A 20820-nucleotide genomic window follows, 5' to 3' on the forward strand; every position below is an offset into this window, starting at 1 on the left:
GATGACATTATTAACAGTAGTAAACGGATTTGGTGGTCACGCCATCGCTTTAGGAATCGCAGGAGTAGGTTCAGCAATCGGAACCGGTATTGCTGCCATGGGTGCAATGGGACTTTGGAAGCAATCTATTAAGGATAAAAAGAAGTTACCTTCATTGGCTTTAGCAATGGTTGGTATGCCTTTAAGTCAGGTGATTTATGGTATGATTTTTATGAATTCGTTAATGGGTGCGGATTTGAATCCTGATAGCTATATGAACCAAATGGTTTTTGCTTTATTTGTTGGTATTGCAATTGCTGCATCTGCTATTATGCAAGGAAAAGCAGGAGCTGCTGCCTGTTCAAACTTAGCAGTTGATGATAAGCAAGGTGCAGGTATGTATATTGCTGCTATGGGTATTATCGAAACAGTTGCTCTTCTTGCCATGGTATTTGGTATGGGCGGTATCCCAGGAGCATAATCTAAGATATTAGTAAGAAGTGTTTTTTATAAAAGAGTTGGTATATTTGCCAGCTCTTTTTTTTATTGATTGGTTTAAGGTTGTTCTTTAATACAAATCTTAACCTGATAAACTATTAAATTTTAATATGGATCTGACAGGGCAATGGAGTTTTTTTGAGCAATTTGAAGCCGGATTTGATATGGGATATGCGCTGTTGAAACAAGACGGAAATAAGATAACCGGTTCCTTGATTTATACAGAGTATATTTATGATGATGGTCAATTTATGATTGACATAGAAGTGGCTGGTGAATTGGATAATAATCAATTGCTTTTAAAAGGAGTTTGCTATACTGTTTTAGAGAGTCCATATGAGATTGAGTATTGTTTGGATGATAGAATTGCTGAAATAAGTGACCCTTATAGAATTGAAGGGCATAGTGTAGATGATCAGGATCTTGAGGGACGCTTTGTTCTTAGGCGCTTGAGTCTGAAAGTATCTTAAAGGGTTAATTACTCTGTACAACGGATTTGAGTTACACATAATTGATCAAAATGCATTTAATATTGATTAAATGTGGATTATCTTACATTAAAATTCTAACCAAAATCCAGCATCATTCGTATACTATATAAGTAACGTTCTCAAAAAAGGAATTATTCCTTTTTATTCTTACCGTTTTATTGATATTACAGTCATTGCTCATCGAAAAAGTTCGAATGAGAGTCTTCCTAAGCCAACAGCGGCCATTGTACAAGAAAAACTTTGAAATTGAAAAAGTTTTGAATTATGAAAAGGATTTTATTATTGACCGACTTTTCAGATACAGCCAGGAATGCCGCTATTTATGCTCTCAAGATGTTTGAAAATGAAAAGGTTTATTTCGACTTATTAAATTCCTACGATCTTGAGTTTAGCGGTAGCCCATATATTATGCAGGTAAAAGAAGAGTTGGCACAGGAAAGCCTGAAAGGCTTAAAAAATGAATTGTCTGTTTTGCACAGGCGCTTCCCGAATGCTCGTATTGAACTCGCTTCCCGATTTGGTTCTTTGCTTGATGTTGTAAAAAATGAAGTTTCTGATTTTAAACCCGAGTTGATTGTTTTAGGATGTAGAGGAGAAACAGCGCTTGAAAACTTCTTGTTAGGTAGCAATGCCTATGAGGTGGTTAAAAATGTAGAAGCTGCCATGTTAGTTGTTCCTAAACATGCTAAGTTTAAAAAACCAGAAAAAATTGTATTTGCAACCGATTTAAAGGATGTGAAATTGGATGATGTTGTTCAACCACTGCGTGATATTGCACATCAATTTGATGCCGGAATTAGTTTTGTCAATGTTTTAGAAGATGAATACGTTAATCGTTTAGATGCAGAAGAAAAAATTGCAGGTCACTTTGAGGGAGTTGATTTGAATTTTAATTTTATTGAAGGGGAAAATGTTAGTAAAGGTATTTTAAAATTCATGGATGAACATGATTTTGACATGGTGACATTAGTCCGACATAACGAGAGTTTCTTCGAACGTTTGTTCCATCCTAGTACTACCAGGCAAATGGTATTGCATCCCGAGCATCCAATGCTTATCCTTCACGATTAAGAATAAAAAAAAGCGGCCTCGGTCGCTTTTTTTATAATACATGTAATCTTAATCCTATAATTCAGTTTTAAGCATAATAAAGCCGGCTTGTTATAAACAAACCGGCTGAGATATATTTTAAAACGAGCTACTAGTGAACTCCTTTCATCATTTTATTCAGTTTTGGAGCAACAGCAAATGCTACACCTGCCAAAATAATTGAATAGATAGCAATAAAATAGAAAGTAGGTAAGCCTAACCAGTTACAAAAGGCGGTCATAGCAGCTGCCAGGTAGTTACCTAAAGCAATAGATGCAAACCATGTACCCATCATTACTGATGTGATTTTTTGAGGTGATAGTTTGGTTATCATTGATAAGCCAACGGGCGACATGCAAAGTTCACCCATAGTATGTAAAAGGTAAACCAATACAAGCCAGAATGGACTTACTAATGAAGTTGCTGCATAGTCGTTTGCAATAGCAATAATTAGGAAGCCTATTGATAAGAATACCAATGAAAACCCAAATTTGTTAGGCGTACGAGGATTCATTTTTTTGGCTGATAATTTATCCCACACAATGGTAAATACTGGTGCTAGTAATACAATAAATAGCGCATTTACTGATTGAAACCATGATGCAGGGATTTCCCAACCAAAAACAACCCTGTCGGTAAGGTCTTTGGCAAAAGTATTAAAAGATGTACCAGCTTGCTCAAATCCCGACCAGAAAGCTATGTTGAATAGTGCTAATACTAAGATAACACCCACACGACTCCATTCTGTTTTGCCAGAGGTACCTTTGTAAATAGTCACTCCTAAATAACTAAATCCAATAACAGCTGCCGAGATTGCAATAATGTTGGTAACAAGGCTAGGTAATGATAAAATACCGTATACAATAACCAAGATCATGGCACTAATTCCCAACGCGTACATTACAATTTTACCCCAGTCGGTGCCATTAAGTCTTTTCTTGTTCATTACGTCATCATTAGGACGTAATCCAATATTTTTACCAGTTTCTCTTTGTTGTACTGAAGTCTCACGGATGAAGAACCAGATTGTTGAAGCAACCATACCCATACCGGCAGCTACAAATCCCCAGTGCCAACCAATTTTTTCGGCAAGAGTTCCTCCAATAAAGTTAGTTACTAAGGCTCCAAGGTTAATACCCATATAAAAAATGGTGAAGCCATTATCTCTTTCGTTATCGCCTTCCTGATATAAACCTCCAACCATAGTTGAGATAACAGGTTTAAAGAATCCATTACCTAAAATTAAAAGACCTAATCCGGCAAAAAGCATAAATTGCTGAATATGTTGTAATTCACCGGTGTGAGTAACCTTTCCATAGTATGAGCCTGCAGCCATGGCAAACTGACCAAGGGCCATCATTAAGGCTCCTACATATATTGAAAATCTTTGTCCCCAAAGTTTATCGGCAATAATACCACCGGCAATTGGGGTTAGGTATACAAGAGAAGTAAATAATCCATAAATGGCGTAGGCACCAGTTTCATCAAGGCCAAATCCACCTGTTGCTAATTCAGCAGTTAAAAAGAGGACAAAGAAGCCTCTCATTCCATAATAACTAAAACGTTCCCAAAACTCGGTAGCAAAAAGCGTGGATAATCCTAACGGGTGTCCGAAAAATGCTCTATCTTTATTACTCATGTTACTTAATTTGATGTCAATTTTATTTGGTTTATTTTTTATTTTCTAAATTTTCGAATTGGCAAATGTAGTCATTAATATCATTTTAAATAATGTGATTTCTCATTCTTAATAGTATAAAATTGGATTTCTCTTTAAAAAAATGACAAAAATTTTAGAAGCACAACAAATAAGAGGGGTTGATAAGGCGACGATTGAAAATGAACCTATTGCCTCTATAGATTTAATGGAGCGAGCAGCGGAAGCTTTTTTTAAAAGAGTTGCAGAGTTGAGTCCAAATGATCCTGTGGTTGTTTTGGCAGGGCCAGGTAATAATGGAGGCGACGCTTTGGCTGTGGCCAGAATGCTGATTCAACAAGAGAGAGAGGTGCGGATTTTTCTTGTTAAGAGCTCAAGTGGTAAATTATCACCTGATGCTGAGATTAACTTTAAGCGATTAAGAAATACTAATTGCTCAATAACAGAAGTTGAAAAATCAACTAAAATAAACTTGCAATCTAATGAATGGATTGTTGATGGTTTGTTTGGTAGTGGATTAAATAAACCGGTTTCTGGTGCTTTTGCCCAATTGATATCAGAAGTAAATGAAATGGATAATAAGGTTGTGTCCATTGATGTGCCTTCGGGTTTATACTGTGAGTATAATACAGATGAGAATTTAAAATCTTGCATTAAAGCTGATTATACAATTAGTTTTCAGTTACCTAAATTGGCTTTTTTGCTGGCTGATAATTACTCGTTTGTAGGTGATTGGGAAGTTGTGGATATTGGATTGGACCAGAAAGCAATTGTTGATGCCGAATCACCATTTTTTTTAACAGATCATACCGAAATTAGTAGGTTATCAAAATCGAGAAATAAATTTGATCATAAAGGTACTTTCGGTCATGCATTATTATTGGCAGGTTCATACGGAAAAATGGGTGCTGCTGTTTTGGCATCTAAAGCTTGTTTAAGATCGGGTGTAGGATTGCTAACCACTCATATTCCTCGGTTGGGGTATGAAATTATGCAAAGTTCCGTTCCTGAAGCAATGGTTAATATTGATCGATCCGATATTCTAATATCCGAGCATCCCGATCTTGAGGATTATAAAGCTATTGGTATTGGCCCGGGAATAGGGACAAAACCAAATACTATAACAGCATTGTTTGAATTGTTGCAGGAGGTGGGAAGTAAAGCACTGGTTTTAGATGCGGACGCCATCAATATAATAAGTAAAGATGAGCGCAGTTGGAAGTTGTTACCTGAAAATGCGATTCTAACTCCACATCCCGGAGAGTTTGATCGCTTAGTTGGTAAATCTGCTAATGCATCTGAAAGATTACAAAAGGCTGTTGTATTGGCTAAAGAGAAACAGATTGTTTTAATATTAAAAGGCGCATATACAGCTGTAATAAATAAAGATGGAAAATGCTATTTTAATCCAACAGGAAATCCAGGAATGGCTACTGCAGGAAGTGGAGATGTTTTAACTGGAATTGTATTGTCCTTTCTAGCTCAAGGGTATCCTTCAATAGATGCTGCTCGTTTAGCTGTGTATATTCATGGTTTAGCTGCGGATATTTTCGTAGAAGATGGTTATGTAGAATCGTTGATTGCAAGTGATATTATTAATCATTTAAAAGCTGCATTTAGATTTTTGCATTGAGTATAAAGTTGTAGAATAAACTGTTTTGAGGGTTGTTGCAGTTGGTCAATAGCCTTGGTGATTCATTTTTTTTCGTTTACCTTTGATGCTTACCGCTTCCCTAATAGTATTAATCGATAATAGACTGTTTTGAAAATTATTGAAGAATGAAGAAGTTTTTGTTTGTTTTATCAACAGTAGCTCTGTTGGCATCATGCGCCGGAGAGAAAACTATTCCATCCAAAGTTAATGTTAAGGCTGTTTCGTCCATGCAGAATGCAACGACAAACAATATTATATATAGCCTGCCAACAACCCATCTCAAGGTGGCCGTAACCGTAGAAAAAACCATTTTTAAAGTAGGTCCTTTTTATAGGTATTCGCAGAAGATGTTAAATGTAACAGATGTTGTTACCGAAGATAAAGTAGAGTGGAAAATAAAGGATGTGGATATTTCATCTTATGGTTTGCCTGATCCCTCAAAGCAATTCGCAATTAGTTATGAAGGAAATAATGTTGCACCTTTGATTAATTTAACTGGTGATGGTGTTTTGTATGGCATTAATTCAGATGTAGTTATAGAACAGTCTTCGGCGTTAAAGAAATATGATTATATCCCTCTTCCAGATGTTGATGATGTTAATTTTAATGATGTTGCAATGCTAGGCAAACAACTCGAAAAAACATCAACGGCAGCAATGGCACAGGAAGCAGCCAACTTTATTTACAAGTTACGAAAGCGTAGATTTAAAATATTGGCAAGTGATTTTGAGCAACTACCTCCTGATGGACAGGCGTATGAAGTAATGATACAGGAGTTAAATGATCTTGAGCAATCGTTTTTAGAGTTATTTGTAGGAAAAAAAGTGAACGTAACGGAAACTAAAATATTTGATCTGGAGCCAAGTAGTTTAAGTGCCGAATCAGATGTGTTATTTCGCTTCTCTTCCGTAAAAGGTATAGTTGATAAAATGGATGTAAGTGGAGCTCCTGTATATATTGAAATAAAAGCTGAGGAGCAACCTAAAATACCTGATGCTCCGCTACCTCCTTCAAAAGATGAAGTAAGAAACGGATTGTTTTACTGTAAGCCTGGCAAGGTCATTGTGAAATTAATCGATCGTAATCAATTGATTAAAGAGCAAGAAGTTTATCTTGGACAGTATGGACAATTAATTAGCTTGCCATCAACCATCCTGGAAGAGGAAAGAGTTTCCATACAATTAGATGAAAAAACAGGTGCCTTGCAATCAATTAAAAGAAGTGCGAAATTATAACAATATTCAATAATATACTCCCCCAAATAAATAGATTATTATGAGTAACGAAATAGCTAAGTTAGCTCCACAAGGATTATGGGAAAGTTTTTACCAGCTAACTCAGATTCCCCGACCATCAAAGAAAGAAGGAAAAGCCATTGATTTTATCGAAAACTTTGGAAAAGATTTAGGATTTGAAACCATTCGTGATGAAGTGGGTAATGTTATTATTAGAAAGCCTGCCACGCCGGGGATGGAAAATAGAAAAGGTGTGATACTGCAGGGGCATATTGATATGGTGCCTCAAAAGAATAGCGATAAACAGCATAATTTCGAAACTGATCCGATTGAAACATATATTGAAGACGGCTGGGTAACTGCCAATGGAACTACTCTAGGTGCTGATAATGGTATTGGGGTTGCAGCGGCAATGGCTGTTCTGAAGGCAACGGATATTCAACATGGGCCGGTTGAAGCTTTGATAACAATGGATGAAGAAGCTGGAATGACTGGAGCCAATGCTTTAAAAGCTGGGTTACTGCAAGGTGATATTCTGTTGAATATGGATTCGGAAGATGAAGGTGAATTATATGTTGGATGTGCGGGTGGAACTGATGCTAATATTGTGTTTAAATATGCAGAAGAGGCTGTTCCAGAAGGTTCGGTTGCATATAAGTTAAACCTAACTGGATTAAAAGGTGGTCATTCGGGATTGGATATCAATAGAGGCAGAGGGAATGCTAATAAATTAATGATCCGCTTTTTAAAATTTGCAATCGCAAATCTTGATGTCCGTTTGGCTTCAATAGATGGAGGAAGTTTACGAAACGCTATTCCACGTGAAGCTTTTGCAGTAATAACGTTACCTGCCGATAATGCTGACGAGCTATTAGAATCGATAGAAGAATTTGAAGATATATACAAAGAAGAGTATAAAGGTGTTGAGCCTTCTATTTCCTTTTTGGCTGATGCAGTGGATATACCTTCGGGGGTGATAAATGAAGTAGTGCAGGATGATTTAATAAATGCTGTTCAGGCATGTCCTAATGGGGTTATTCGATTTAGTAATGATATGGAAGGTCTGGTTGAAACATCTACTAACCTGGCATCGGTTAAGTCTGGTGATGGAGTTATTGAAGCCAAATGCTTAATTCGAAGTTCTGTTGATACCGCAAAGGAAGATGTGGAGTCGTCAATTGAAAGTACATTCCGTCTGGCAGGTGCTGAAGTAACTTTCGGAGGTCAATATCCTGGCTGGAAACCTAATATGGATTCGCCCATTTTAAAAACAATGCAGGAAGTTTATAATAAGAAATGGGGAAAGATTCCGGAAATTAAAGCAATTCATGCAGGGTTAGAATGTGGTATTCTAGGTAGCGCATATCCACATTGGGATATGATCTCTTTTGGGCCAACCATACGATTTCCTCACTCTCCGGATGAAAAAGTAAATATTGAAACGGTTGAAAAGTTTTGGGAGTTTCTAGTTGAAACTTTACAGGACATTCCTGAAAAGTAAGATGTTATACATCTATATATCGTCAAAACCCGGTTGTAACGCAATCGGGTTTTTTATTTCTATCTATAGGATACGTCTTAATAGTATAGTATCGATTTATGTATTTTATTTACTTGAAAGGTTGATTCTGAGCTTTTATTTTGTGGAATTTTCAAAAAAAATCACAAAAGGTATTGTGAAAAATAGGGGTACTAAAATTTTAAAAACTTTTTTTTCTCAAAAAGGTTATATCTTTGGATTAGTGAAAATAACAATTTGTATTATTTTAATAAACATCGTTCTTTATAATTTCTTGAAAATGAGAGGACCAAATGGTCGGTTGTTAAAATAGATAACATATCTAGTTTTAACAATTTAAGTAGCAAAAACATGACAGATGTCATAAAAGAGTTGTTTATTATAGGTTTCTCGTCCTTAGTTAGGAAAGTAAAGTAAAAATACAATGTTAAAAAGTTTTAAAAATTAATACAGATTGTTATTTTTACATTAGAATTGAATAATTGTCCTATTTATTAATTTAAACCTTTAGTCTATGAAGAAAGTACTTTTAGCGCTTTCGTTTATGGTTATTGTGGGATTGCAGGCACTTTTTGCCCAAACTACAAATATAACCGGTAAAGTAACTGATGCAAATGATGGTATGGCTATACCTGGTGTATCAGTTTTTGTAAAAGGAACAACTGTTGGTACTGTAACAAAACCTGACGGTACATACAGTTTAGCCGTTCCTAATGATGCAACAACTTTAGTATTCTCGTTTGTAGGGATGACTACGCAAGAAGTTGAAATTGCTGGTCAATCAACAATCAGTGTCTCAATGTCTAGCGATGCTGAGGATATTGATGAAGTAATTGTGGTTGCATATGGTACATCAACAAAAGGATCTTATACTGGATCTGCTGCAGTAGTTGATGCAGAAGCGATTGAGAAACGCCAAGTCTCTAATATATCGCAGGCTTTGGCAGGTTCAGCTGCTGGAGTTCAGGTTCTTAGTAATAATGGTCAGCCTGGTGCAGATGCAACTATACGTATTAGGGGAGTTGGTTCTATTAATGCAGACTCAGATCCTTTATACGTTTTAGATGGGGTTCCATTTGATGGGGATTTATCATCAATTAACTCATCTGATATCGAATCGATGACTGTTTTAAAAGATGCAGCCTCAACTGCACTTTATGGATCGCGAGGAGCCAATGGTATTATCATGATCACAACTAAAAAAGGTAAAGCAGGTAGAGTTGTAGTTAATTTTGATGCAAAGTACGGAATGAACTCACGTGCTCTTGAAAACTATGATGTGTTAACTAGTCCACAGAATTATTACGAGAGAGCTTACGAGTCAATTTATAATGCAGGATTAGGTATGAATCTAACGCCTGTTGAAGCGAATATTTATGCTAATGAAACTATTACCTCAAATGGTGATGGAGGATTAGGATATCAAGTTTATACCGTTCCTGATGGAGAGAATCTGATTGGGGCTAATGGAAAACTAAATCCTAACGCGACTTTGGGATATAGTGATGGACAGTACTATTATACTCCTGATAATTGGGCTGATGAAACTTTTACTTCAAATCCTAGACAGGAATATAATCTATCTATTTCTGCTGGTTCACAAAGTAACTCTTTCTATATGTCTTTTGGATATTTAGATGATAATGGTGTTGTCGATGGGTCTGGATTCACTCGTTTTTCTGGACGGTTAAAAGGTGATCAAAAGATTAATGATTGGTTAAAAGTGGGAGCTAACGTTAATATTAATAGCATAGAAAGTAACTATCCTTCAGAACAAACTGAAGTTAGTTCTAGTGGAAATGCATTCTTTATTGCTAATTACATTGCTCCAATTTACCCAATATATGTAAGAGATTCTGAGACTATGCAAATTTTGCAGAATAATGGTCGTAATTTATATGACTATGGTGATGGTGTAAGTACTAATTTTGATCGTCCATTTATGTCTATTGCTAACCCTGCAGGAGATCTTAAGTACAATAAGAGAGACTACATAATGGATGTTGTAAATTCTAGTTGGTTTGCAGAAATTTCTCCTATTGAAGGTCTTAAGATAAATGCACGTTATGGTTTGAATGTAGATAATACACGCTATAATGATCTTGGAAATGCATATATGGGCCAGAGCGCCGCATATGGAGGTACCGCTTGGCAACAAGCATACAGGACTGTTGGATTTAACCAACAATATGTTGCAAATTATCAATTCTCAATACAAGATGAGAATCAGATAGATATTACAGCTGGTTATGATGGATATAATTATACTTATGAGTATAATTTTGCTTCTGGACAAAACCTATACAATCCTGAATCTTATTATGTAAGTAATGCCATTGACCAATTACGTGGAGGTGGTAAGAAGGATGAATATGCAACTCAAGGTATCTTTGGACGTGTAAATTATTCATTAAGAGACACCTATTTCTTTAATGTGGCTTACAGAAGGGATGCTTCATCTCGTTTTCATCCTGATAATCGTTGGGGTAATTTCTATTCGGCAAGTGCAGCTTGGATGATTACTAATGAGTCATTTATGAGTTCTCTGTCTTGGATTAATATGTTAAAATTGAAAGCTTCTTATGGAGAGCAAGGAAATGATGCTATAGGTAATTATTATGCCTATATGGATCAATTTGAAGTAGGTGGTGCAGATGGCGTTTTCTCAGATGGAGCGCTAGCATATAAAGGTAATCCAGATTTAACATGGGAGACATCAACTACTTATAATGTAGGAGTTGATTTTGCTTTTCTTGCTCACAGGTTATCAGGTACAGTCGAGTATTTTGGACGTAAATCAACCGATATGTTATACTATAAGCCAGTGAATCCTAGTGCCGGTTTTCCTGAAATTCCAATGAATATTGGCTCAATGACAAATTCAGGTTTAGAAGTAGCTTTATCTTATGACATTATTAAAACTTCTAATTTAAATTGGAATTTTAATGCTAATGGTACCTTTATTAAGAACAAAATTAATGAACTACATCCGGATCTTAACGGAAGCTTTGTTGATGGAACAAGGATTTATGAAGAAGGTCAATCAATGTACCGTATGAATCTGGTTGAGTATGCTGGAGTTAATGATGAGACTGGAGAAGCTATGTATATTGCTTTAGACGAGAACGGAGACGAGTTTGAAACTGCTGATTATGCCTTAGCTAGTACTTATAAAAAGCCTTCTGATGATTTATTGCCAACCGTATATGGTGGATTTGGTACGTCTTTAGATTTTTACGGTTTTGATGTTTCCGTACAGGCCTCTTACCAGTTAGGTGGTGAAATCTATGACGCTGGTTATAGACGTTTAATGCATGGAGGATACTCAAGTAGTGCTGGTCAGAATTGGCATAAAGATATTTACAATGCCTGGACACCTGAAAATCAAACAACTGATGTACCTCGTTTAAATGCTAATGATAGGTATACTAATTCTATATCGACACGTTGGTTAACAAGTTCAGATTATTTAAGTCTTAACAATATTACAATTGGATATTCATTACCGAATAATCTTATTAGTCGAGTGAATATTTCAAAAGTTAGAATTTATTTAGCGGCAGAAAATGTTGCTTTGTGGACAAAACGAAAAGGTTTAGATCCTCGTCAGAGTTTTACCACTGCTACAACAGCACGTTATACACCAATTCGTACAATATCAGGAGGTCTTAACTTATCCTTTTAATTTTTAAATGATTGATATGAAAAGAAAATATTTATATACTCTATTAGCACCTGTTTTGATGTTTTTTTATGGGTGTGAAGATAGTTTAAATACGGCACCTGAAGGGGATGAGATTACCCAAGGTACAAAAGAGGAGGTTTATGCAAATGATCCTGCTAAAGCTAAAGCTAGTGTAAATTCAATTTTTGCTCAGTTTACACAATACGCACCAAATTATACAGCTCTTGGTGATGTAACTCGCCATAATGACTTCGGTTATCCATCAGTAATGATGTTTACTGATGCAAATGGTGAAGATATGGTAATGGAAGTTATTGGATACAACTGGGCTAATAGTAGTCTTGATTTCTCTGATAGAGAGTTCGACTCTAACGAAGCTCAGATTGTATGGAATGACATGTATTCAATTATTTATAATTGTAATAGCGTAATTGGATCAATTGATGAGGAAACGGAAGAAACTCCTTCCCAGTTTTATCTTGCTCAAGGATTAGCTGTTCGTGCTTTTAGCTACTGGAACCTAGCTCAACTATATCAGTTTAACTATAAAGGTAACGAAGCAAAACCATGTGTACCTATTGTTACTCATTTAAACGCTAACGAGGTAGCTCTTGCAGGTGCTCCACGAGCAACTGTTCAGGAGGTTTATAATCTGATGTTAGCTGATATTAATTCTGCTATTGCACTACTTAGTGATGCGGAAGAAGCTGAAGAACCTGTTGTACGCGATGATAAGCGTTATGTTAGTCTTGCAGTTGCTTATGGGTTAAGAGCTCGTATCAACCTGACTATGCATAATTACGCTGAGGCTGCTGCTGATGCTCAAAGTGCCATAGATGCAAGTGATGCAACTCCAGGTACAATGGAAGATGTAGGTAAGCCTTCGTTTATGTCTGTTAACGAATCTAATTGGATGTGGGGTATCATTATTAATGAAACAGATGGAGTAGTTACTTCAGGTATCGTTAACTGGATTTCACATTTAGGATCTCTTAACTGGGGGTACTGTAATTATAATGGTGGAAGACAGATAAGTAAAAAACTTTTTAATACTATTCCTGATACTGATATTCGTAAAGGATGGTTTTTAGATGAAAATGGTGAATCGGCTAATCTAAATGCAGCTCAAGCAGCTCAAATGGTTGAAGTTGGTTACCGTCCATATACACATGTGAAATTTGCTCCCTATAATAATGAAGTTGCTACAACAACAAACTCCAACGATGTTCCATTAATGCGAATAGAGGAAATGTACCTTATCAAAGCTGAAGCTCTTGCGATGAGCGGAGGAGATGGTAAAGGAGCATTAGAAACGTTTGTGAAGTCTTATCGTGATCCTAGTTATGTTTGTAATGCAAGTAGTCCTGAAGGTATTCAAGAGGAAGTTTATCATCAACGTCGTGTTGAGTTATGGGGTGAAGGTATGAATTGGTTTGATATAATGCGTTTAAATAAAGGAGTAGACAGAAGAGGTGCTGGTTTTATTAATGCATCTGTTATATTTAATATTCCATCAAATAGTGATATACTTTTATGGAGAATATCAGAACCGGAAATAGAAGCCAACCCATTAATCGGTCATGGAGATAATAATCCTGCTGCACCAGCTCCAGAGCCTGTTGCTGATATTGACTAATTTTGTTTTACTATAAATATTAATTATATGAAGTTTAATAAATTATATATAGCTTTTCTTTTTGCACTATCTACTTTGTTTGTAGGGTGTAGTGAATGGGAAGATAAAGTTACACCTAGTCCTTCTGCTCCAGAAGGCTGTCAAGGTGTATATTTCCCAACATCAAATCAGGCCTTATTTGAATTAGAGCCTAATGATGAAAAGGAATTGACGTTAACAATATCTCGTACCGTATCAACAGGTAGTGTTGATGTACCTATCGTTGTTGAAATGAATACAGATGATATATTTGTTGTTCCTAGTTCAATTAGTTTTGCAGATGGAGAAACCGATGTAGAATTTACAATTACATTCCCGACTGCGGCAGAAGGTGTTGCGTATAATTTGAAATTGGCAGTTGAAGGTGATGCTTTTGTAAACCCTTATGCTTCAACAATACCTTATGTTGAAACTTCTGTTTCTCGTATAAAATGGGAAGCCATAGAAGAACCAATGGTTTATGTAGATGGTACTTTCTCAACTTTTTATGGAGTAAGCATTGTACCTATGTATGTTGAAGCCGAAAAAGCACAATTAGGTGAATCTGTTCGCTACCGCTTTAAAAATGCTTATAAACCAGCTTCTGGAGCATGGGATGGTGATGATTGGGTTGCTGTACCTGATGCAGACGGTATATATGATGGGTATTATGCAACTTGGCCAGGTGAAATGGATGAAAGCCAAGATTGGTATACAACTATTGAGATATATAATCCTTCAGGTACATCAGGAGATGTATTTATGTCCGCACATGATTTAGGCGTAGCATGGTCATATGGAATGTTTTCAATAGGATCAATTTATGGGAATTTATCAGATGATCTTTCATCCTATCCTTTAGGAACATTAGCAGATGGTGTGATTACATTTCCAGCTAGTTCATTGTATATTAAGATGGCTGATTATAATGATGGTGCTGAAAGTGTTTGTTCTACTCCAACTTATATCTACCTAACAAAAGAGGCTTATATTGCTGCAAATCTTAAAATTGAGGACTATAATGATGTTGAGTATGAAACTATAGAAGGTGAGGTAGGTGAATTTGCTTCTGCTGCATATGGAGATGAGTGGAATCAAACTATTGCTAAAGCCATTGATGCCGACCCCGATAATGTTGATAGTGATTATAAAAATCTATATTATCTTGCTGATTTGTATGCTGGAGGAAAGGGACTTGCTTTTTATTATGAAGAAGAAGGTAGTGTGAAAATACCCGAAAATCAACCAACAGGAGCTGAAGTATTTGGTCAAGAGGTTTTTGTTTCTCAAAGTGAGGATATTGAATCATCAGTTGAAACAACAGAAAAAGGTGTTACAGTTTATACTCTTGGTTTAGTATTTCATTATGCTGATGGTACAATAGTTGGTGAATTTGCTGAGAAATTCTTTTATTCATTAGAGGCCGTTTCTTATACAAAAGATGATTTCATTGGTGCTTTCACTATGTCAGGAGTTAGTCCATTTGGAGATCCTGATGCAGATTTTGATGTGATGATCTCGGAAGGAACAGAAGCTGGTACATTAGCTATTTCTGGTATTGCATATTCAGGTGATGTGATTGCTACTTATGATAAAGCTACTAGTACGATATCGATTGCTCCACAAGTTTTAGACGATTTTGTTTCTGGTGAAACAGTTTATGATATGACTCTTTATACTTTTGATGGAGGTTCATATTATACAGATGCACCATTAGTTATGAGATTTAATATGTCAGGTAATATTGTGCCAGATGAAACTAGTGCTCCAACTGGATATCTGATCCGTAGTGAGACTGCTGGGGGTTGGGTTGATGGTTATTCTGATGTAATGTTTGAACCTGTTATGGAAACTGCCTCATCAATGATGGTACCAATTTATAATCTTATTGCTCGTGATTTGGTAAGTGTTGAAAAATCGAGTGCACCTATAAGTAATTTTGAGATTCAAGGGAAACGAAGTTCAAAACAATTAAGAAAGTCTGTTTCTAGTACTGTGATATTCTGAGACGATTATAAATTAAAATAAAGAAAAGGATGTCGTAAGGCATCCTTTTTTTATAGATTGTTTGCTGAATGTCAATACGACCAATTTATTTCTCTTTCAAATAAGTCGAACACTCACCAATTTTGAAAAACTTCACTCACTGCCTGACTTAAGGTATCAAAAACATATCAGCATTCTTGTTATTAATTAAAGAACTCATTCAAATGAAGTTGTTCATTTGTTAAAGTAGCTGTATTTTTACAGCCTATTAGACCTTTAAAGCCGCATTTTTTGTTGGCATAAAACCTGTACTTATGAAGAAATTTTATAGAGAGTTGTTTATAGGCCTTTGGATTCTGTTTATGATTTCAAACCAGGCTTATTCGCAAATCAGTTTTGGAGGGACTCCTCCAAGTTTTATAAAAGGAAAGGCGTTGCCTGAAATCAATAACATTCAAGTTAATTTGAATGTCGAGAAGCTTAAGGCAGAAAATCTTTTACGTAAAAAAGAGTCCAATAATCCTCCCTGCATAGCCAGAGCCATACCTGTTTCATTTGATATGGAAAATTCTGGAGAATGGACACAATTGGGTAATGGTGGTGAAATGTGGCAATTGCGATTGAAAGCAGAAGGAGCCTTAGCCATTCTGTTATCATATGATGATTTCTATATTCCAGAGTCAGCAGAACTTTATATTTACAATGCTGATAGAACCCATGTTTTGGGTGCATATACTAATGCTACACACCCGAAATCAGGGGCTTTCTCTACAGAAATGGTTGTTGGCGACGATATTATCATTGAATATGTATCTACTAACAACCATAAAGTTCTATTAGATAACGGCAATTTTGATGGAATTCCTGTAATTTCAATAGACAATATTGGTTATGTTTTCGACAATGTTGTGATTAAGCATCTTCCAAGAGCCACTGTGAATACAGAAATAGGTGGATCAGAAGCTTGTATGATCAATATAAACTGTAGTGAAGGAAACGATTGGCAAACTGAGAAAAACGGAGTTTGTCAAATGACAATGTATATTTCAACTGGATCAGCCCCGGGATGGTACGTTTGTTCAGGAGACTTAATTAACAATACTGCTCAAGATTTAACTCCCTATGTCATCTCTGCTTTCCACTGTTATGAAGGCGCTACAACGGAAGACTTAGCCCGATGGCAGTTTATGTTCGGATACGAATCGCCAGGATGTGAAGATGAAGAACCTCTTCAAACATATACAATAACAGGTTGCTATTTAAGAGTAGCCAGCCCTATTGATGGAGGATCAGATGGCTTGCTTGTTGAGTTGGCAGACGATATCCCGGCCGAATGGGGTGTTTATTATAATGGCTGGGATAGACGTAATGAAGTAAATCCTGGAGTTGGTGTTGGTATTCATCACCCTGCCGGAGACATAAAAAAAATATCTACTTTTGAAACGTATGAAACTGGAACATGGCCCGGAGAAGTTACAGGAGCAACAGATGCTCACTGGAACCTGCAATTTGTAGCAACCGAAAATGGTCATTCCGTAACAGAGGGAGGATCTTCCGGTTCGTCCTTGTTTGATTCTAATCACTTGATTATAGGAACATTGACTGGTGGAAATTCATCTTGTGCTAATTCTATAGGAAGCAACTATTATGGTAAATTATGGTACCATTGGGATCAATTTGGAACAGATGCAACAACACAAATGAAAACCTGGCTTGATCCACTGAATTTAGGGGTTGAAACTTTAGCAGGTACAGCCTTTAATCCAACAAGTCCAAGGATCAGCTTTGATAGTCAAAACGTGACTGTAGAAGGAACCACTAATTTGGGAGGTGCAGGACCAGCTACCACAATCAGTATTGAGGGCCATAATCTTGATAATGAAATTACGGCTTCCATTGAAGGAAATTTTGAAATTTCATTAGACGGAGTTAATTGGACGCAAAGCGCCAATCTACCAAAAGAAGGTGGTTTGCTGTACGTACATTTTATACCTACAGTTATAGGGCATTCAACAGGGCGCATCACATTATCAAACGATTTAACATCTGACTATTACATAAACACTAAGGCATCAAGCTGTCCTGATGTTACGTTTGAAAATGCTGTTTTAACGCCTGCAACTTATGATGAGTTTTATTCGTCAGTAATTACAGTTCTTAACGCAACCACAGAGGTGATTAATTATGAGATTACTGAAGGACAGCTTCCATTAGGGATAGAACTTAAACAATTAACCGGAGAAATTTCAGGTATTCCAATGGAATCAGGAGTATTTACCTTCACTTTGGTGGTAACTGACGATAATGGTTGTTTTGTAACTGCAAATTTCGAATTAGATGTGCAATGCAAACCATTTAGTAGTTTCCCATATACTGAAAGTTTTGAATATGGTTTCCCTTCATGCTGGTCACAAGAATACGAAACAGGTTCTGTTGGTTGGGTAAATCAAACAGGTGGATACGCAGGGAATGAAAATCCAGATAAAGCCTTTGATGGAGCCTTCAATATGGTATTCAGAAGTGAGAATTACGAAGGTAATACTACATATCTTGTAACCCCTCAATTTGACATCTCTTTATTGACAAATCCAGTTTTATCGTTTGCTCATGCTCAAGTATCTTGGGAAGGAGATCAGGATATTTTGACTGTTAATTACAAAATATCCGCAGACGGAGAATGGAAACAATTGGCCACCTACACTAAAGAAATTCCTGAATGGAAAATTGAAAATATTCCTCTACCTGAGCTTAGTTCAGAATTATTTATTGGTTTTAAAGCTGAAGCCAATTATGCATATGGTGTTGTTTTAGATAAAATAATTGTTGGAAGTCCATCTATCATATCACAAAAGGAGACTGTCTTATTAAGTGATTTTAATTTAATCAATAACCAACCGGTTGCTGAAATAGGAATTGATGCTTCATTATTATCTGAAGATATCACGGTGACATGTTCCGCTCCGTTTGCTGTATCATCAGATAACATTAATTGGGGCTCATCCTGTCAATTGAGTAAAGATGGAGGCATACTCTATATTACCTATGATACAGAATCCCAAATTAGTAGTGAATCTGAAATATTACTTCAGAGCACAGCTACTGAAATTACCATAAAAATATCGGATGGTATGACAGGAGTTGATGATATTGCCAATGAAGGATCAAGTATCAAAGCACTGAGTCCTTTTTCAAATGAACTTACACTTACTTGGTCTTTACCATTTTCTGACATTGAAATCACAGATCTCTCTGGCAGAAGTGTTTATTCTTCTGCTTCGATTTTAGGTATGAAATCAATTAACATCCCAACTGGCTCATGGGGATCCGGATTGTATTGTATCAAGATGAAAGGTGATGAAACCGTTGATCAAGTAATTAAAGTATTTAAGAAATAGTTTTGACTTAAAAGAGGTTATCTGGAGATAACCTCTTTGTTTGTTTAAGATGTTGTGGAATAGATTATTAAGGTTAAATGTTAGTTTGTTTAACTTTTTTTATTCCCTAAAAGAGAAAAAAAGGTCTTAATATATTGCAATGCGTTTATATTTTGCGTACATTTGTTCAACAAAACGAACGTAAAATTAAACTCATTGATATGACCGCAAAAAAGTTTGACCAGCAATTGTTAAGCCTTCAAGATAAGCTTCTATATTTTGCATTGAGCTTAACTGCGAATGATGATGATGCCCGTGATTTATTACAGGAGACAACATTAAAAGCTTTAACCTATAGAAATCAATTTGTAAATAATACCAACTTCAAAGCTTGGGTGTTTACAATCATGAAAAATACCTTTATAAACAATTATCGTCGCGATCAGAAAACACGTAATACATTTGATAGTACTGAAGATGCAATACGAGTAGCTTACAAACACAATTATGCATCGGAAACTCCTGAGAATGTTTATGCAGTTAATGAAATGTCTTCAAAGGTTGAGAAGTTAGATGATGATTTCCGTATTCCATTTAAAATGCATACGCAAGGATTTAAATATAAGGAGATTGCTGAGAAGCTGGATCTTCCAATAGGAACAGTGAAGAGTAGAATCTTTTTTACCAGAAAGAAACTTCAGGAAATGTTAAAAGATAAATAGATATCATTAATAAGAATTGTTTTTCAAAGCCGATGTTAATTAGTAATTTTCATCGGTTTTTTATTAAACAAAAAAAGGGTAAAATATCTATGAAGAAAGATTCAAAAGCAAAGCGCTACGAAAGAATATATGAGCAGGTAAAAGGTTTGGTTGAAGCAACACCATATCCAATATCCAGAATGGCTACAATCAATGCTTTATTACATCACAAGTTCAATTATTATTATTGGACTGGTTTCTATGAATTAGTAGATGGTAATTTAGTAGTGAGTGCCTATCAAGGACCAGTGGCCTGCTTAAAACTAAAGAAAGATACAGGGGTGTGCTGGGCTGGAATAAATACTGAGGAAACAGTTATTGTTGAAAATGTTCATGAATTTCCCGGACACATTGCATGTTCATCGGCCAGTAATTCAGAAATTGTTGTGCCTGTAAAAAATGCAAAAGGTGAAACAGTTGCAGTATTGGATGTAGATAGTAAAGAATATGGATCATTTGATGAGATAGATAAAGCAGGTCTGGAAAAATTGGTATCACTAATTTATTGTTAACGATGAAAACAGCATTAATAACAGGAGGAGCAAAGCGAGTTGGGAAAAGTATGGTTGAGTATCTGGCTTCAAGAGGTTGGAATGTAGTAATTCATGCCAATAGAAGTATCAAGGATGCAGAGGAACTTGCTCATTTACTTGATGGTAAATATCCATCACAGTCTTTTGATGCTGTTTCGTTTAATTTGAGTGATTGGAAAAATGCAAGAAAATTTATTGATGATCTTTTAAAAAAGCATAAGAAGATTGATTTGCTCATTAATAATGCAAGTAAGTACTCACCTGGTAAATTAGAAAAAACCGAAGAGCTCCTTTTAGAAGAAATGACGGCTATACATTATTATTCACCTTTATTAATGTCAAAACAACTAGTTTCTATTGTAAAGGAGACTATAATAGTTAATTTTCTGGATGCTGCCATTGTAAATAATCATACAGAGCATAGTGCCTATTTGTTAGCTAAAAAAAATCTCACAGAATTTACCAAAATGGCTGCTGTTGAATGGGCTCCAAATGTTAGAGTAAATGCCATCGCCCCTGGTCCGGTATTGCCAGTTGCGGGTAAAGAAGATGCTGTTTTTGAAGAAGTGGTGAAAAAAACACCATTACAAATACCTGTTGATTTAAGTTCGATTTTAAAAACACTTGATTTTATATTAGATAATAATAACATCACTGGTCAAGTACTGTTTTGTGATTCAGGTCAACATTTACTGTAATTTTTGT

The 20820-nt window shown here is 35.9% G+C and carries 14 protein-coding genes; 13 read left to right on the plus strand and 1 reads right to left on the minus strand.

Features of this window, described 5'->3' with window-relative positions:
* Position 1: 1 nt before the first annotated feature.
* From KEM10_RS03235 to KEM10_RS03245, 3 genes are all read left to right on the plus strand, one after another.
* Positions 2-460 carry a hypothetical protein gene (locus tag KEM10_RS03235; RefSeq protein WP_212213434.1) on the plus strand — a complete coding sequence of 153 codons (459 nt, stop codon included), beginning with the start codon at positions 2-4 and terminating at the stop codon, positions 458-460.
* Between the two features lie 127 nt (positions 461-587).
* Positions 588-947, plus strand: coding sequence for a hypothetical protein (locus KEM10_RS03240; protein WP_212213435.1), 360 nt, complete (start codon positions 588-590; stop codon positions 945-947).
* Positions 948-1232: 285 nt separating this feature from the next.
* Positions 1233-2039, plus strand: a complete 807-nt coding sequence (locus KEM10_RS03245; RefSeq protein WP_212213436.1) for a universal stress protein — start codon at positions 1233-1235, stop codon at positions 2037-2039.
* A gap of 130 nt (positions 2040-2169) precedes the next feature.
* Here KEM10_RS03245 and KEM10_RS03250 read toward each other — a convergent pair whose 3' ends face one another.
* Positions 2170-3696: a peptide MFS transporter gene (locus KEM10_RS03250; protein WP_212213437.1), complete on the minus strand. Its 1527-nt coding sequence runs from the start codon at positions 3694-3696 to the stop codon at positions 2170-2172.
* Positions 3697-3838: 142 nt separating this feature from the next.
* On the opposite strand from KEM10_RS03250, the gene KEM10_RS03255 reads away from it, so the two are divergent.
* The 10 genes from KEM10_RS03255 (at position 3839) to KEM10_RS03300 (ending at position 20813) form a co-directional block, all read left to right on the plus strand.
* Entirely contained in the window at positions 3839-5347 is a 1509-nt protein-coding gene (locus tag KEM10_RS03255) for an NAD(P)H-hydrate dehydratase (RefSeq protein ID WP_212213438.1), read from the plus strand.
* 146 nt (positions 5348-5493) lie between these two features.
* Positions 5494-6603: a DUF4831 family protein gene (locus tag KEM10_RS03260; protein WP_212213440.1), complete on the plus strand. Its 1110-nt coding sequence runs from the start codon at positions 5494-5496 to the stop codon at positions 6601-6603.
* 40 nt (positions 6604-6643) lie between these two features.
* Entirely contained in the window at positions 6644-8104 is a 1461-nt protein-coding gene (locus KEM10_RS03265) for an aminoacyl-histidine dipeptidase (RefSeq protein WP_212213441.1), read from the plus strand.
* A 532-nt stretch (positions 8105-8636) separates the two neighbouring features.
* Entirely contained in the window at positions 8637-11807 is a 3171-nt protein-coding gene (locus KEM10_RS03270) for a SusC/RagA family TonB-linked outer membrane protein (RefSeq protein WP_212213442.1), read from the plus strand.
* A gap of 16 nt (positions 11808-11823) precedes the next feature.
* Positions 11824-13443: a RagB/SusD family nutrient uptake outer membrane protein gene (locus KEM10_RS03275; RefSeq protein ID WP_212213444.1), complete on the plus strand. Its 1620-nt coding sequence runs from the start codon at positions 11824-11826 to the stop codon at positions 13441-13443.
* A gap of 27 nt (positions 13444-13470) precedes the next feature.
* Positions 13471-15468 (plus strand): hypothetical protein, encoded by a 1998-nt coding sequence (locus KEM10_RS03280; RefSeq protein WP_212213446.1) that lies wholly within the window; start codon positions 13471-13473, stop codon positions 15466-15468.
* A 293-nt stretch (positions 15469-15761) separates the two neighbouring features.
* The gene (locus KEM10_RS03285) at positions 15762-18842 is read left to right on the plus strand and encodes a putative Ig domain-containing protein (protein ID WP_212213448.1); all 3081 of its coding nucleotides are present in this window, start codon (positions 15762-15764) and stop codon (positions 18840-18842) included.
* Positions 18843-19042: 200 nt separating this feature from the next.
* The gene (locus tag KEM10_RS03290) at positions 19043-19543 is read left to right on the plus strand and encodes an RNA polymerase sigma factor (protein WP_212213450.1); all 501 of its coding nucleotides are present in this window, start codon (positions 19043-19045) and stop codon (positions 19541-19543) included.
* 89 nt (positions 19544-19632) lie between these two features.
* Positions 19633-20094 (plus strand): GAF domain-containing protein, encoded by a 462-nt coding sequence (locus KEM10_RS03295; protein WP_212213453.1) that lies wholly within the window; start codon positions 19633-19635, stop codon positions 20092-20094.
* Positions 20095-20096: 2 nt separating this feature from the next.
* Positions 20097-20813, plus strand: a complete 717-nt coding sequence (locus tag KEM10_RS03300) for an SDR family NAD(P)-dependent oxidoreductase (protein ID WP_212213456.1) — start codon at positions 20097-20099, stop codon at positions 20811-20813.
* Positions 20814-20820 lie beyond the last annotated feature (7 nt).

The organism is Carboxylicivirga linearis (genome assembly GCF_018271995.1).
Classification (GTDB): domain Bacteria; phylum Bacteroidota; class Bacteroidia; order Bacteroidales; family Marinilabiliaceae; genus Carboxylicivirga; species Carboxylicivirga linearis.